The sequence below is a fragment of the Lysinibacillus sp. RC79 genome, from assembly GCF_041262405.1.
GTDB lineage: Bacteria > Bacillota > Bacilli > Bacillales_A > Planococcaceae > Lysinibacillus.
The window spans coordinates 1-15,864 of record NZ_JBGCCD010000028.1; the positions used below are offsets into that span (position 1 = coordinate 1).

Consider the following 15,864-nt stretch of genomic DNA (forward strand, 5'->3'; position numbering starts at 1 on the left):
CACGGACACCCTTGCACTTGGCTAGTGGTTCGCATATCCCAACGTCCACAGTGAACTTTCATCACCTAGTTGACGGACATGCCCGGCACACCTAATAATCAGTGGGGATAAAGAAAATCCCCACTGATTAAAGTTTCACTTTATATCTACCACTACATTTTTAAGGTATTCATCAAGATTCCCTTTATCTACAGTTTGCATAATAGTTGATCGTTCTTCCCTGTTCTCTAAAGATTTAATGATTAAATTCCCAACGTTTGGATAGTAATGCAACCAATCAAAAAAGTTGTTTTCATTTGTCGTTACTTCATTCACACCATGGAAGCTATAAACGGTTCCAAACACATCTACCATATCGTTCATCCATCTACTATAAGCCTCGTAACGATTATCGTTATGCAAAATTGTTTGAAGCCGTTTTGCAGGCATTAACTCTGTAAAGACTACTAGTTCTGAATTTGGGAATGCATCTTTTATAGCTTGAAGCCTTTTTCGATAGTCAGTATCGTACATAAAAGGCTTGGCTGTCTCTGCTTTAAAGTTATTCTTAAATTTTTGCCATTCCTGCTCAATATCATCATTTGGGTACGTCGTTTGTGCAATATTATTACGCGTGTAACTACGAGCACCGTCGTAATGATTTGCTTTTGAAATATCATAATTAAAAAGAGCATAATGCATCGTGCTTGCCGAAAATAAGGACTTTATTGCATAAAACGGTGCCTCCGACGTCTCAAAATATGTTTGTGGAGGATTCAATGTACTGGGTTTGCCAGCATTCGCTGAATCAAAATATAACTCAATAAAAATTCTCTTAAACGGCTTACCATTTTTCTTTTCAGCATATTGCATGTAAGGCAAATATTCTTTTATATGCAGCCCGCTTAATGAATAGTTATAAACATTTTCTTTTTTAAAGGCCCTCTCATCAAGATACGTAATCCTGCTCGTTCCTATTAACAAACTATCATAGTTAAAATCATGGCTATTCATATAATTTGTTTTTAATTGTCTTTCATCAAAGCCAAGCTGATAGTCGTTTAAGTCATTCGCATGTGTGTAATTCCAAAGAGGGTCAATATAATAATTGAAACCCATAATTCCGAAAACAGGTAATCCTATTACTATGAAAGATGTGGCAAACAATTTTACTAACCATTTTTTTGGATCCATGTTAATTCACACCTTTATTTAGAAATTAAAATATAAGAATATACTATTTTTTTGCATATAGTAAATCGATACTAGCACTAGTGCAATCATAAATTGCGTATAAATGATTGCTCCCCAATTAAATTTCATCTTATCCATTAATTGAATAGAATTTAAGGCCGTAAAGGCAATAACAAGTGTGATTAACAGTCCTACAACAATCACTATTGGATCACTTAATGTTAGTCCCAAAATATTAAATGCCTCCGCTTGCGCAAAATTAGTAAGCGGCTCCGTAAAGAAATTATTTATAGATGTCATGTTTGGCGTAAACATTTTGGCTATAATAGTATTCGCTTGCTCAAGACTTGTTGCACGGAAATATATCCAAGCGATATTAACAAATTGGAATGTAATAAACCACGAAAGTATATACGGAAGCTTAATACCTGTTTTACTAAAAAGTCTCACAACAACAGACGCAAAGCCATGTAGAAGTCCCCACAAAATGAAATTCCACCCAGCTCCATGCCAAAATCCACTGATGAAGAAAATAATTAATATATTTAAATAGGTTCTAAAAGCCCCTTTACGACTACCACCTAGCGGAAAATAAACATATGTAGTTAAAAATCTGTTCAACGTCATATGCCATTTTTTCCAAAACTCCTGAATATTACGTGCTTTATAAGGAGAGTAGAAATTTACTGGCAGTTTAATATTAAATAATAATGCCAAACCGATCGCCATATCAGAATATCCACTAAAATCATAATAAAGTTGCACTGTATATGATAATGAGGCAATCCAAGCTTCTATAAAACTTAAGTTACTATAATTAGCAAAGCCTTCATTCGCCCATATGCCAACCGTATCAGCAATAACAATCTTCTTGACTAAACCAATTGCAAAAATAAATAAGCCTCGTGCAACATTTTCATGAATAATTTTACGATTTCCCTTAGTATCATACTGGGGAAGCATTTCATCATGCTGAACAATTGGTCCTGCAATTAACTGCGGGAAAAACAAAATGAACAGCGCATAATGACTAAATTTATAATGAGCTGTTCCATCACGATAACTATCAACAATAAAAGCAATCTGTTGGAATGTAATAAAACTAAGTCCTAATGGTAGCAATAAGTGCAACAGTGCATAATTTGTATCAAATAAACTATTTATATTGTCAATAAAGAAACCTGTATATTTATAGTAACAAAGAATTAAAATATTGAAGATTACGCCAATAATCATATAAGTTTTTCTCGACCGACTATTGGTATTACTAATCAACCGACTTAAAGCAAAGTTCACAACTATTGAGATCGTGATGATTGTTAAATAAGTTAACTTAAAATAGCCATAAAAAAACAAAGAGCTCAGTACCAACCAATAAATCGCATATTGCTGGTTCCTGAAACGATTTAATAAAAAATAGATAATAAATGTTATTGGTAAAAATAGAAAAATAAATTCAAAGGAATTAAAAAGCATTGCACCACTCCCCTAATAGCCATTCCTTTATATTCAATACAAAATAATAGACTCCTCACCACAACTTGAGGTTGATTCCGTTCCGACCGGGCGTGACAGATGAGCCGCTTCGTTTGACGCTGATCAAAAGGAGTCGCCCAGCCTCTACCCCCATCAACCAAAAACTTGGCATACGTTTAACAACTGTTGGTGAAGAGCCTATCATATTTAATATTTTAGTATTATATTTACATCAATTTCAAATTAGCCATATAACACTTTAACATTGGCACACTAGTAAAATCTAAATGAAATAAATACCATCATTAAGTTCAGTATGTATGTAAAGAGACCAAATATAACATTATAATAAAAAGTAAATCTAAAACAAATAACAATATCAAAACAAGGTAAAGAAAGACAAAAATCCATATAATAATACCTCATTTTAACAAATATTTAAAGGAAATCCCTATTTATTGTCGAAAAATGAAAGGTGGTTTTAGTAGTGAGAAGTCCAGAATCAAGTCCACCCATCAATAGAATTAAAAGCAAAAAACAAAGTAGATAAAACTAGTAAAAATCCTATTATTTTTTTCAAAGAATCACCTCATTATTTGTAGATATTATCCTACAACAATACCGTTTTCGAGCTACAGACACTAAAATAAAAGCAACCTCTGTATAGCGTGTTGATCACTATACAGAGGTTGTTCATTTTATATTTTAATTAAAATCTTCCCTTGATGCCGGCGACTTTCCATCAAATCATGCGCTTTCTGCATGTCTTCTAAGGCAAAGATCTTAGCAATTGGTACTTGGAAGCTTTCATCCTTCAATATTGCAAACATCTCCTGTGCAATTTGTTGTAGCATTTCAGGCTTGGAAGCTCGAGTCGTTCCTAGGCTAAAGCCTTTCACATTGCGGCAGCTACTATGTAAATCAGATGTTTTTATATTTCCGGCTTTGCCACCGCTATTCCCAAATTGCACCAACGTACCATACGGAGCTAAACAGTTAAAGCTCTCTTCCGTAATATTTCCTGCAATGGAGTCAAAAATAATGTTAACACCATGACCATCCGTATATTCATTGACTTGCGCACTAAAATTTTCGTATGTCAGTACATGATGTGCACCTAGTTCAAGGGCAATTGTCGCTTTCTTCATATCACCAACCGTGCCAATAATCTTCTTGGCACCTAGCTTTTTCACCATTTGAATAAGCATTGTCCCTGCACCACCAGATGCAGCATGAATTAATACGCTATCATTTTTACTAATTGGCGCAATTTGATGTGTCAAAAGATAGGATAAAAACAAAACCGTTGGCACCGCGGCTGCCTTTTCCAAAGAGACATCACTCGGAATTTTAAAGACGAGCTGCTCTTTCGCCACCACATATTCTGCATAGGCTCCATTTTTAGGGAATGCAAGAACGACATCTCCAGCTTTAAAAGCACTACTTTCATCAAAAACCTCTTCAACTACACCAGCTACATCTAAACCGAGTATCATTGGGAAATTTGCTTTTGCTTTATTTCCTGTTCTGTTTTTAATATCAGCAAAATTCACACTCGTATACGCGGTACGTATTAATATTTCCCCTGCTGAAATAGTGGGCTTTGGACATTCCACGTACTTTAAAACATCAGAACTACCAAACTCATTAATGATCACAGCCTTCATAAATTTCTCCCTCCTTGTTATAGTAAGATTATAAAATAGAACAATTTTCACAAAAAGAGACAAAAGGAGATATCGAATGTCCACCTTTCTATCAAAAAATAAAACACTATTTTATTTACTTTCACTCTATTGCCAACAGAAAGAAAACATTTTTCATCATCAACAATTAGCTAATATATTAAAAATAAGTCCTAAACAATTGAATCGTTATCTTAAATTATTTCATCAACACAATTGGCTAAATTATAAAGCTGGGAATGGACGTGGTCACTTATCCAAAATTCAATGGCATGGAGATATTGAACAAATTATTGTAGGTAAGCTTTCATCCCATCTCTCCACAATGACTATGATGGATTGGGAAGAATTATTTGCATTTCCTAATTTAACGGACTCTTTAGCAATGAACTTTAAGCATCTATATCAACAAAATATAAAAAACAATATCCTATATAATGAGCGTTTGATTGTGCCAATCTACCATCCTATTTATACTTTACAACCTAGTCAAGTAAACGATGTTTATAGTGCTGCACTTCTATCCAATTTAACCAATCGTTTAGTTGAAGCGGATACTAATGGGGATATTATCCCTTCTCTTGCTCACCATTGGAAAGTTAATGACGTAACATTGCGTCTTTATTTACGAAAAAATGTTGCATTTCACAATGGCGATTTACTAACAGCACATGATGTAGCTTGGTGTTTGCGCCAATTACTACATCTTCCTTTATGGCAGCCTATTCTAGAAATTATCATTGTTGATATGTGGACAATTGATTTTATTTTTTCGGAGTCTTGCTCCTACGCACTACACTTACTAACAGATATACAAGCAAGTATCTATAAAGTTGTGGATAATGTCGTTTTCGGAACAGGCTCATTTGCCATATCTAAACATACACCCCAGCAAATTGTCTTAGAAGCAAATGACAATTATTTTGGCATGCGAGCATTATTGCCTACGGTAGAATTAAACATACTTCCCAAAACATCTAATTCGTTTTATCAAACTAATTTCTCAAATGACATTACTCATAAAAAAATTAATATTCAAAACGGGGTTTGTGCAATCATTTTAAATAAAAATGAGAAAGCTTGTTCAACTAAAGCACAAAGGCAACATATTAAAAACATCATACATAAACATTTATATAAACCCATTGAAAAAGATTCTTCATTACAAAATCATTTAAGTAGTTTTGGTAATACAATCTCACCACTATGTAAAAAAGAGGTTTTTAATTGGTGTGCCTAAAGGGAAAATCAATCTAAGCCAATACTTAATTTCATCTTTAACGAAATATGGTTATCATCTTCAAATAGAAGCATTAACACTTTCACAATATATTAATGATAGTCTTCAACCTCTTACATATGATGCATTTGTTTATACGAACGTCACAACTGTAAATACCGCTTTTCAAAAATTACATACCGTGTTCAGCCCAGTTTCTCCAATTTATAAAGTGTGCAAAGAAGATGAATATTTTATAAATATCTTTGAAAAATTTAAATTAGCCACGGTGGCGGAATGGCCGTTACTTTTCGATTCTATAAACAACTATTTAATTGAAGAAGCAATTTTGATACCATTATTTACACATCTCGATGATATACCGTTTGCCCACGATATTTTAGAATTGGACTTCAACCACTTGGGGCACATCGATCTTTCAACAATCTGGTATGACAAGGAGGAATTATGATGAAAATCAAACCGAGAAAAGAACAATACAACGATGTTACATACAATTTCTTTGATATAGAAAGTGATAAGGTGTGCTTCATGTTCTCTGGCACAGGCTATACGTATGAAAAACCACTTCTTTATTATTCCACTGAGCTGATGCTAGAGCTTGGCTATGATGTAGTACAAGTATGCTATGCATTTAATTCGCAGCCATTTGAACAGGAGCCAGAAGCAATTTCAGCAATGGTTTATAATGCAGCAAATCCTATTGTGAAATATATTTTAAGCACAAAATCTTACACAGAAGCTGTTTACATAGGAAAATCACTCGGAACATTGCCTATCACAGATTTTTATATGCAGCAGGCTTCATCTGTTCCTTCTCGTTTTGTGCTTTTAACACCCCTGCTGTCACTTGATCATGTTATGAAAAATTTGCTTGGTAAGCAGGCATTTCTAGCAATCGGTACAGCTGACCCTCACTACTCTAAAGAAAGTTTAGAACAACTTTCTTCACATGAACTTGCTATTGTAGAAAATGCTGACCATTCTCTTGAAATAGCAAATCGTACAGTTGAGTCGGTGAATCTTTGTCAGTCATTATTAACGAAGCTTAAAGCTTATCTTCAATAAAAATATCGGAACGTTTTCAGGATTTATCGGTATAATTTCTGAATTTATCGGAACAATTTCATAGTTTATCGGAATGTCCCTGTAATTTATCGCAATGTTTTTAAAATTTGATACTTTACCAAAATTACAAACATATGCTACACTATCAAAAATACATTGAAGAGAAGAGTAAATAAGGCTGTTCTTCCCAGAGAGCTCGGGTTGCTGAAAACGAGTAAGAACGAATTATTGAAACAAACCTCGGAGTAGCGCATTGGATTTCTGTTTGAATGATGGTGCGACGGGAACTCCCGTTACAGAGAAACAGTATAAGCATAAGTATTTATGCCGTACTGAAAAGGCTATTATGGTGACATAATAGCGAACTAGGGTGGCACCACGTGAGTATAAATTCCACAATCTCGTCCCTAAGACAAATCGTCTTGGGGGTGGGATTTTTTGTTTTAGTTACTTGTCATAACTACAAGGAGGAATTTATATGAGCATGATTAAATTATTAGAAGCGTGGCGTTATCCGGCTATATTATTGTTTAGTATTGGTGTTTCCAGCGTTGGAAGCTGGATATATTTTATAGCTTTAAATCTTATTGTCTTCAACCTTACAGGGTCAGCTATAGCTGTGTCCGGTTTGTATATCGTTAGAGCGTCATCTACACTTTTTGCTAATTTTTGGTCAGGTAGTTTGATAGATCGTTTAAATAAAAAATATCTCATGATTGTTCTCAATCTTTTTGAATCTTTACTAATTGTCATACTACCTTTCTTCTCTACGTTGACTTGGATATATTTCATGGTTTTTGTGATCACAATGGCTAGTTCTATGTATCATCCAACTTCCATGACTTACATTACGAAATTAATACCAATTGAACAAAGAAAACGTTTTAACGCTCTTCGTAGCTTACTTGATTCTGGCGCATTCATAACCGGTCCAGCCATTGCAGGACTGCTGTTTACGATTGGAACGCCTACTATGGCAATTTACTTGAATGCCATTGCTTTATTTTTATCAGCCTGTATTACATTAGGTATGCCTAATGTTGAAGCCAATCAACAGCTGACTAGTAAAGCAGATGAGAAAATTTCCTACAAGGTATTATTCAATGATTGGAAGCTTGTTATAAAATTTAGCCTTAAAAATCCTTATATTATGATAATCTATTTTTTATTTAGTGCGATGCTTGTCATGATGACAGCAACTGATTCTTTAGAGGTTGCCTTCGCTACTCAAGTACTTTCATTATCCGAAGGTGAATACGGTGTGTTAGTGAGCATAGCAGGTGCTGGTGTATTAGTTGGTTCTTTAATGAATACAGCAATCGTTGGAAAAATACCAACTGCTTGGCTTATAGGTTTGGGATCACTAATAACAGCTTTAGGCTATTTAATTTCTACATCCTCTTATACATTTCTTATAGCTTCTTTAGGATTTTTTATTATATCCTTTGCAACAGCCTTTGCCAATACGGGCTTCTATACTTTTTATCAAAACAATATTCCTGTCGACAGCATGGGGAGAATAGGAAGTATTTACGGCTTTGTAGAAGCCTTGTTCATTATTATCATAACTGCCATCTTTGGCGTTGTAGCCGAAATTATATCTATTCGATATGTTGTTGTATCTGCGGCCATCATCATGTTTGTAGTAGCAACTATACTGCTAATTTTTAATGTTCAACCTTCAAAGGCCAGATTTTATTCAAATATTTCTAAGCTTTAGAGACTAGAGAATAAAGTGCGAAAAAAATCCTTCTTCGCCGTGAATTTGAAACGTGAATCATCACACTTAAAATAGTAAAGGAAAATAAAAAAGACAACTTCTTGTTTGTATGCGCAAGAGGTTGTCTTTTTCGAAGTTTAAACCGTATGTTTTAGCGTCCGTCTACCATTAGGAAGTAGTTGGAAAGCATTTTACTTTATCTACTGCTTCCAATAATTTTTGTGTTACAACTTCCGATTCATCTATATGATCTGTTAGTACTTTATTTGTCTCGTCAAATAAAATCGTTGTAGTATTAAATTTATTCATAACATCTTCATTGGAAATTTTTTGACTTTTGATATAATCAAGCAGTTCATTCACCTCACCTTGAACATTTGTAATCATTAGCAATAATGCATTTATTTGTTCAGAGGTTTCGGTACTCTTTTTTATGCCTTCTGTAACTAACTGCATATTGTTCTTATTATCTTCATAGGCTTCTGAAATTTGCTCTTCTATTTTTTTCGTAAGGTTGGTTATATCCTCTGTGCTAGTTTTTGTATTTTCTGCTAGTTTTCTTACTTCCTCGGCAACAACCGAAAATCCTTTTCCATGCTCGCCCGCTCTAGCTGCTTCTATTGACGCATTTAACGCAAGTAAATTGGTTTGATTGGAGATATCACTAATCACTTTTACAATTTCTGTAATTTGTTTAGAGCGATCACTTAATTGGTTCATGCTCGATGAAGTTTTTTGGGATTGCTCACCTAGAGAATCGATTAAATACTCCACTTCTTGAACAGCTTGTTTACTTTCAATTGAAAGTGTCACCATCTCATCTGATGAAGTAATTAGAGAATTACCTTTTTCGAGTGCATTTTCGGATATAGCGTTAGAGTGAATTGTGCTATCTTCTACTTTATTAAATTCATCTAGAATTTTGGTAACCATTTTCCCTAAAACTATATGTTGATTATTGACTATATCATGTTGTTCAATAGTCGAAATAAGTTCTTTATGTAAGTCATTTAAAAATATTTGGAATTCATGATCCTTTTTATCAAGCTTTGCATTAAGCTCATCTATTTTTATCTTAAATTGCTCTATATCCTCTTTTTTTGATTGAAACATTGTTAGCATAACTTATCACCTCTAGATAAATTTTCTTATATAACATGTATTAATTTTACTTGTTTTATAACGATTAATAAAGCAAATAACAAATTTATCCGGTTTTATTTCACGAGAAATAGCTACTTTCTTCCCAATTCAACAGAAATTTTTCAAATATAAAACCACTCTCACAGCTGACATTATGTCCATTGCAAGAGTGGTTTAATTAGGAAAATATAAATTAATACGCTAAGCCGAATAGCGCTTTAATGTGTGTAAGATAGCGAATGTTAGACGCTTCTTTCATAAGTGTTGCAGGAAGACCTTTAAGTTCTGTGTTGCTAGCACCGATAGTCGCAACAGCGTCTTTACGGCCTAAGCTTGCAAGTGTACCAGAGTTAATTGCTGAGAATGATTTCATCTCTTGGTTTTTGTATTGTGCGAATAAGTTGTAACCAGCGCACTCACCCATTTGCCATGCAACTTGAGCAGTTGGTGCGTATAGCGGACGTCCGCCATCAGCTGGTAATGCAACAGATGCGTCACCAATTACGAATACATCGTTGTGAGATGTAGATTGTAAGAACTCGTTAATCGTTGCTTTACCGCGGTCAGCAGCAAGGCCAGACTCACCTACGATTGGAAGTGGAGCTACCCCACCTGTCCAAATAAGTGTATTGGCAACGATTGGTTCGCGATCTTTAAGAGCGATAACATTACCATCAACACCTGTTACAGGAGTACCAGTAATGAATTCAACTCCACGTTTTGTTAAGCTTTCAGTAGCACGTTGGATAAGTACATCTGGAAGTACTGGTAAGATTTTTGGACCAGCTTCAACAAGTTTGATTTTAAGATCAGCAAAGTTAACACCGTGTTTTGCTGCGATTTTCGGGAAGTTGTCCACGATTTCACCAACAAGCTCTACACCTGTTAAACCGCCACCACCGATAACGATTGTTGCATCTGCTTCGTCTTTTGTTTGTGCATATGCTTTAATACGGTCTTCGATGTGTTTGTTAATTTTGTTTGCTTCGTTTACTGATTTAAGTACCATAGAGTTTTCTTCTAATCCAGGGATACCGAAGAATCCAGTTTGGCTACCTAAAGATACTACTAAAGTATCGTAATTTAAAGTATAACCAGTATCTAGGTCAACCTTTTTACTGTCTACATCGAATTTTGTAACTTTAGCGATTTGTAAATCGATATCTAAACCTTTAAAGATTTTTTTAAGTGGTAAAGCAACAGCACCTTCAGCAATAGTACCACCAGCTAAACGGTGAAGTTCAGTGATGATTTGGTGTGTTGGGAATTGGTTTACTACAGTAATTTTAGCTTCATCAGCTGATAGATACTTACGTGCTGTTAATGCAGTTAGAACGCCAGCGTAACCAGCACCTAAGATGACGATTTCTTTTGACATGATTAATTAATCCTCCGTCCTTACGAATTGAATGTATCTCGAGTCGAGTCTTATTTAGCTTTACGTTCAGCGCTTACTTGTAAGAAAGCATTAACAAAACGGAAAACACCTTGAACTTGTGGGTCCTTTAACATTTTCATAAGACCAAATAAACCAATTACTTCTTGGCTTTCAGAAGCACGGTCTTTCGCTTCAATTGCAGTAGCTGCAAGGTTTTTAGCTGATCCTACTACTGGGCCAGCCATTTCTGTTACCGCACCAACAGTATCATTTTTTAGCACTTCGTCAGTTGCAACAGCTTGAGCAAACTCATAAGATTTTGTTAATAGCGTCATCATCTCAGTTAACTTTGGTAATTGTTCAACTAAAGTTGTAAGTGATTCCTGAACCTCAGGCTTTAATAATTGATCTAGCACATCCAATTGTTCTTGACTTACAGTTAATTGTTCAGACTGTGTTTGGTTATTCGTTTCTGACATTTTGAACTCTCCTTTGCCATCACTATTACTATTTTAATTTTATTACTTCCATGTAAAAAAGACCATTAAGGCACTTCTTAACAGTCGTTACAGCGCGTATATCTTACAAATCACCAGTCTCAAGAGCTGGATAGCAATTCGTATAATTTGTTATTACAATGTTAACTTTATTTTGCAAAAAGTGCATCATAATTCCATCCTTATCTTGTCTTGGTGACGTTACAACCTTCATTATAAGGTTGTTTGTACATTATTTCAATGAGCTAAATCACAATTTCGACAATCTTTTCAAAATTCATTGATTTTATCAACTATATATCGTAGTTAAGTTTACTTTTTGTCCCTACTGTTAAAAAATACAATATTTTTGATCCCGAATTATTAAAACATCACTTTAATATATTTGATTTTCAATAGTATTTGGTTTATTTAAACTTTCCCTAAATCGTTCGTGTAATACATCTTATATATAATGAAAGAAATCATTTTTCAACAGATTTCCAGAAAAAGTCTATAATTTCTTTCGCAGCCATAGCTTCTGATTGAAATAACCTTTTCCCTTCTCCATCTTTAAAATAACCTACTGACATTAATGCCATAAACGCATGTGCAAAGAAGGTAGCATTTCCCTTCCGAATTGTGCCTTGCTCCATCTCTCGCTGCATCGCCTGCTCTATCGTTTCATACATATTATTTTCTGCTGCCTGCACTTCTTTTAATTGAGATTTCGATAAATTAATTGTCGCCTCTCTCATAAAATTTTTCATATCAATATCTACAGTGGCTGATAAATGAATTTCAACAAGCTGCTCCAACTGTTTTTTAAATGATATTGGCTGCTCTAAAATCTGCAAAATGGACAGTCTGATTCGATCCATCATTGCCAGCAACGCTGATGTATATAAACCCCCTTTAGTCGGGTAATAGTAATAGATAGTCGCCTTTGTAACATTACAAGCTTTTGCTACATCATCCATCGAAATATTTTTATAGCCTTCTTTTATAAAAAGCTTTGTTGCCGTTTCAAGGACAATATCTTTTCTCGGCTTCGCATTTTCATCATTCCGAGGTCTCCCGAGAACACGCGGTGACTGCTTCAACAAGTTCACCCCCTTATAAAGGATTCTTTTTAGACATAGTATAGCATATAAATTTTTCGCAATTGATTAATTAACCTTCCAGTATATATAATTAAAATTACTTATATGAAACGGAGGTCTTTAAATGAAAAAACATCCACTTGAGCAATGGGGCTCAATGGTAGCAAGTAAAAAAGGGCGCTTATTAGCCCTTATCTTTTGGATTTTACTTGTTGTTGTACTGTCATTTGCCTGGCCACAGATTAATAGTATTAAGAGTGAATCTGGTAAAAATTTACCCGAAAGTGAAATGTCTCAGCAGGCCGCGACTATTATTGCAGAACAATTTCCGAATGATGCAGGTACACCATTATTACTCGTCTGGCATCGGGATAGCGGGCTAACTACTGATGATTTCGTTGCTATCCAAAAGGTTTACGGAGAGCTTAAAGCTAAACCTTTAGCAAATCAAACTGTTCTTCCACCATATGATAAAATGCCTCCTCAAGCCTTTTTAGCCTCTGCATCTGATAATGGCACAACAATTGTAACTCCTGTTTTCTTTGAAAAAGGCGTTGCTACTGATGCGTTGCGGGAAAGTTTAAAGGCATTAACAAAAACAATGGATAAGTATAGTATCCAACTAGATCAAGACTTAGCTAGTGACAATCTTCATGTGCGTTATTCTGGACCAGTTGGTATCGCTACGGATGCTGCCAGTTTATTCTCTCAAGCTGATGTTAAATTATTAATTGCGACAGTGCTTCTTGTTTTAGTATTACTAATTATTATTTATCGTTCACCATTATTAGCTATTATTCCATTAGTCGTTGTTGTTCTTGCCTATGTCGTTATAAGTCCAACGCTCGGTTTCTTCGCTGATCATGGATGGATTGATAAGGACTCACAGGCTGTCTCTATTATGACCGTATTACTCTTTGGCGCAGGTACAGACTATTGTTTATTTTTAATATCTAAGTACCGAGAGATATTATTTACAATTGAGGATAAAACTACTGCCATGAAGCTTGCTATAAAGGAGTCTGGCGGTGCGATTATGATGAGTGCCTTAACGGTTGTTATCGGTTTAGCTACTCTTAGCCTTGCCCATTATGGTGCGTTCCAACGCTTTGCTATTCCGTTTAGCTTTGGTGTACTTGTGATGGGAGTTGCAGCGCTCGTTGTACTTCCAGCAATCCTTGTTATAATAGGTCGCGTTGCCTTTTTCCCATTCATACCTCGAACTGAGGATATGGCTCATAAAAAGGGGAAAAAGCAGTACAAACCAACACATAAAATAAGCCATATAATCGGGCGCTTCGTAACGCATAAACCATGGATTGTCATTGTTGTCACTTTACTGTTACTTGGTGGATTAGCAGCATTCGTACCACGTATTCAGTATACTTTTGATTTATTATCGTCATTCCCTGAGAATATGCCATCGCGCGAAGGCTTTACTTTAATAGAAGAAAATTTTTCACCTGGAGAACTAGCTCCAGTACAGCTCGTCATTGATACAGAGGGTATAGATATTCACTTGCAGCAGCAATTAGCTAAAATTTCTTATATTGATAGTGTTGCAGATGTCCAAATTGGAGAGAAAAATAATGCTATCCAATTGTACGAGCTTTCTTTAAATACAAATCCTTATGCTAAGGAATCGTTAACCAATATTCCAGAGCTTAAAGCGGAGGTTATAAAAATGCTTGAGGCTGAAGGGATAAAGGATGCAGATAAACATATTTGGATTGGCGGCGAAACGGCCAGTCAATATGATACACAGCAGTTAACTGTACGCGATGAAACTGTTATTATGCCAACAATGATTGCTTTAATTGCTTTGTTATTATTTATTTATCTACGCTCAATAACAGCAACTGTTTATTTATTAGCAACAGTTATTATTTCTTATTTCGGAGCACTTGGTGCAGGATGGCTAATTTTACACCATGTAATGGGAGCAGAAGCCATTTCAGGAGCGATTCCACTCTATGCTTTTGTATTTTTAGTGGCACTCGGAGAAGATTATAATATCTTTATGATTTCAGAAATTTGGAAGAAACGTAGAACAGTAGATCATTTAACAGCTGTTGAGGAAGGTGTCGTACGAACAGGAAGTGTTATTACATCTGCTGGTCTAATTTTAGCTGGAACATTTGCTGTCCTTGCTACATTACCTATTCAAGTACTTGTTCAGTTCGGTGTCGTTACGGCAATTGGCGTGCTGCTTGATACGTTCATTGTACGTCCATTGCTCGTACCTGCCATTACTACTGTTCTCTGTAGATATGCGTTTTGGCCAGGAGCATTATTTAAAAAGGATGCATAAAAATTACTGCACGGACATTAGCGCAATTAGTTTGGATGATATTAAAATTCATCCACCCTTTCGCTTTTGCTAATGTCCGTGCTGTTTTGAAGTGTCCATTCAACGAATATTGCTATCATTTTCCGAAAAATATATACTTATTACAAAATTGCATGATTTGTTGTGTGTTTCTATTCCGACTATTAACAAAAGGGATGTGGCATTCATGAACTATCAAAAATTGCAACAGCGATTTCCATTACTAAGACCTTTTTCAGGTAATAAGATAGAATGTTATCTATTTAATTTTGACAATCAACTTTTTGAAATTCCAAAACATACAATTACACAAGGTGAGCTAGAGCTATTGCGTATTTTTTCAGGGCCAATCGCGCTTCCGGATTACTACGATACGGCATGGTTTGATTACTTAACAGATAAAACAAATGAAAGTCCAACTGTAATCCATGAACATCGCATTCTGTTTCTTCATTTCGATAAAGTATTTACTAGACCTAATTTACTTCGAACGGCCTTTGAAGCATTACTAGGAAAAGACTTTATACTCATATCATTAATTCCTCAATTGTTCGCCATTATTGAATGCATCGAAAACGATGAATTACTTAATTTTTCTCATTACATTGATCTTTTACGCGAAGATTTAGAAGCCAACTTTAAAATTTTTGTCTCTGATGTACTACCAGATATTGCAATAACAAAAAAGAGATTTAACTGGCTAGTCGACATCCAACAATCACTTTGGTCTTATACACCTAAGCATGTTCTTACACAACAAGAGCTATTTGTACCGTACTTATCACAGCGACTCAGTATACAAGAGAAAGATATTTTTATTACCTCTATTTTAAAAGATGCAACCTCACAGCCAGAGTTAGTACAAACAATAAAACAATTAATTGAATACGAGGGTAATATCACACTTGCTGCTAAGAAAATGTTTATGCACCGTAACACACTACAAAATCGACTAGACAAATTTCAGCAACTTACCCGAAAAGATATACGGCAATTTGAGGATAGGCTTGAAGTCTTTCTTGCTATCACCTTTTTAGAGTCGTTATAAGTCACACTGCACAATTTATAACTTA

13 protein-coding genes and 1 other annotated feature are annotated in these 15,864 nt (G+C 35.0%); of the genes, 6 read left to right on the forward strand and 7 right to left on the reverse strand.

All coding sequences use genetic code 11. The annotated features are described in order from the left end of the window. Positions 1-135 precede the first annotated feature (135 nt). The 3 genes from ABH968_RS20740 to ABH968_RS20750 form a co-directional block, all read right to left on the reverse strand. Positions 136-1,173 (reverse strand): hypothetical protein, encoded by a 1,038-nt coding sequence (locus ABH968_RS20740; RefSeq protein WP_370047069.1) that lies wholly within the window; start codon positions 1,171-1,173, stop codon positions 136-138. Positions 1,174-1,191: 18 nt separating this feature from the next. Then, positions 1,192-2,649 (reverse strand): MBOAT family O-acyltransferase, encoded by a 1,458-nt coding sequence (locus ABH968_RS20745; protein ID WP_370047070.1) that lies wholly within the window; start codon positions 2,647-2,649, stop codon positions 1,192-1,194. A gap of 698 nt (positions 2,650-3,347) precedes the next feature. Next, complete coding sequence (locus tag ABH968_RS20750; protein WP_370047072.1) at positions 3,348-4,316, reverse strand: quinone oxidoreductase family protein; 969 nt, start codon at positions 4,314-4,316, stop codon at positions 3,348-3,350. A gap of 76 nt (positions 4,317-4,392) precedes the next feature. On the opposite strand from ABH968_RS20750, the gene ABH968_RS20755 reads away from it, so the two are divergent. The 4 genes from ABH968_RS20755 (at position 4,393) to ABH968_RS20770 (ending at position 8,362) form a co-directional block, all read left to right on the forward strand. Further along, positions 4,393-5,574 (forward strand): ABC transporter substrate-binding protein, encoded by a 1,182-nt coding sequence (locus tag ABH968_RS20755; RefSeq protein WP_370047073.1) that lies wholly within the window; start codon positions 4,393-4,395, stop codon positions 5,572-5,574. After that, entirely contained in the window at positions 5,567-6,025 is a 459-nt protein-coding gene (locus tag ABH968_RS20760; RefSeq protein WP_370047075.1) for a hypothetical protein, read from the forward strand. Before ABH968_RS20755 ends, ABH968_RS20760 begins: the two co-directional genes overlap by 8 nt. Beyond that, positions 6,025-6,642, forward strand: a complete 618-nt coding sequence (locus ABH968_RS20765) for a hypothetical protein (RefSeq protein ID WP_370047077.1) — start codon at positions 6,025-6,027, stop codon at positions 6,640-6,642. The genes ABH968_RS20760 and ABH968_RS20765 overlap by 1 nt, the downstream gene beginning before the upstream one ends. 147 nt (positions 6,643-6,789) lie before the next feature. After that, positions 6,790-7,054, forward strand: a binding site (T-box leader). A 66-nt stretch (positions 7,055-7,120) separates the two neighbouring features. After that, positions 7,121-8,362, forward strand: coding sequence for an MFS transporter (locus ABH968_RS20770; protein WP_370047079.1), 1,242 nt, complete (start codon positions 7,121-7,123; stop codon positions 8,360-8,362). A gap of 168 nt (positions 8,363-8,530) precedes the next feature. Here the strand turns inward: ABH968_RS20770 and ABH968_RS20775 are convergent, their stop codons facing one another. The 4 genes from ABH968_RS20775 to ABH968_RS20790 all read right to left on the reverse strand — a co-directional run bounded on the left by ABH968_RS20775 (position 8,531) and on the right by ABH968_RS20790 (position 12,471). Beyond that, positions 8,531-9,484: a methyl-accepting chemotaxis protein gene (locus ABH968_RS20775; protein ID WP_370047081.1), complete on the reverse strand. Its 954-nt coding sequence runs from the start codon at positions 9,482-9,484 to the stop codon at positions 8,531-8,533. A 214-nt stretch (positions 9,485-9,698) separates the two neighbouring features. After that, a complete protein-coding gene (locus tag ABH968_RS20780; protein WP_370047083.1) occupies positions 9,699-10,883 on the reverse strand; it encodes an NAD(P)/FAD-dependent oxidoreductase in 1,185 nt (394 codons plus the stop codon). A 50-nt stretch (positions 10,884-10,933) separates the two neighbouring features. Then, the gene (locus ABH968_RS20785) at positions 10,934-11,362 is read right to left on the reverse strand and encodes a helical membrane plugin domain-containing protein (RefSeq protein ID WP_079563022.1); all 429 of its coding nucleotides are present in this window, start codon (positions 11,360-11,362) and stop codon (positions 10,934-10,936) included. A 482-nt stretch (positions 11,363-11,844) separates the two neighbouring features. After that, on the reverse strand, positions 11,845-12,471 hold the full coding sequence (locus ABH968_RS20790) for a TetR/AcrR family transcriptional regulator (RefSeq protein WP_370047085.1): 627 nt from the start codon (positions 12,469-12,471) through the stop codon (positions 11,845-11,847). A gap of 115 nt (positions 12,472-12,586) precedes the next feature. On the opposite strand from ABH968_RS20790, the gene ABH968_RS20795 reads away from it, so the two are divergent. Continuing rightward, positions 12,587-14,773, forward strand: coding sequence for an MMPL family transporter (locus ABH968_RS20795; protein WP_370047087.1), 2,187 nt, complete (start codon positions 12,587-12,589; stop codon positions 14,771-14,773). Positions 14,774-14,978: 205 nt separating this feature from the next. After that, positions 14,979-15,839, forward strand: coding sequence for a PucR family transcriptional regulator (locus tag ABH968_RS20800; RefSeq protein WP_370047089.1), 861 nt, complete (start codon positions 14,979-14,981; stop codon positions 15,837-15,839). Positions 15,840-15,864: the final 25 nt, after the last annotated feature.

Excerpts from the sequence above, each read along its gene's own strand:
- ABH968_RS20765 (WP_370047077.1), top strand. The coding sequence starts at position 6,025 with ATGAAAATCAAACCGAGAAAAGAACAATACAACGATGTTACATACAAT.
- ABH968_RS20745 (WP_370047070.1), bottom strand. The coding sequence starts at position 2,649 with ATGCTTTTTAATTCCTTTGAATTTATTTTTCTATTTTTACCAATAACA.
- ABH968_RS20780 (WP_370047083.1), bottom strand. The coding sequence starts at position 10,883 with ATGTCAAAAGAAATCGTCATCTTAGGTGCTGGTTACGCTGGCGTTCTA.
- ABH968_RS20750 (WP_370047072.1), bottom strand. The coding sequence starts at position 4,316 with ATGAAGGCTGTGATCATTAATGAGTTTGGTAGTTCTGATGTTTTAAAG.
- ABH968_RS20755 (WP_370047073.1), top strand. The coding sequence starts at position 4,393 with ATGTCCACCTTTCTATCAAAAAATAAAACACTATTTTATTTACTTTCA.
- ABH968_RS20770 (WP_370047079.1), top strand. The coding sequence starts at position 7,121 with ATGAGCATGATTAAATTATTAGAAGCGTGGCGTTATCCGGCTATATTA.
- ABH968_RS20800 (WP_370047089.1), top strand. The coding sequence starts at position 14,979 with ATGAACTATCAAAAATTGCAACAGCGATTTCCATTACTAAGACCTTTT.
- ABH968_RS20795 (WP_370047087.1), top strand. The coding sequence starts at position 12,587 with ATGAAAAAACATCCACTTGAGCAATGGGGCTCAATGGTAGCAAGTAAA.
- ABH968_RS20785 (WP_079563022.1), bottom strand. The coding sequence starts at position 11,362 with ATGTCAGAAACGAATAACCAAACACAGTCTGAACAATTAACTGTAAGT.
- ABH968_RS20775 (WP_370047081.1), bottom strand. The coding sequence starts at position 9,484 with ATGCTAACAATGTTTCAATCAAAAAAAGAGGATATAGAGCAATTTAAG.
- ABH968_RS20740 (WP_370047069.1), bottom strand. The coding sequence starts at position 1,173 with ATGGATCCAAAAAAATGGTTAGTAAAATTGTTTGCCACATCTTTCATA.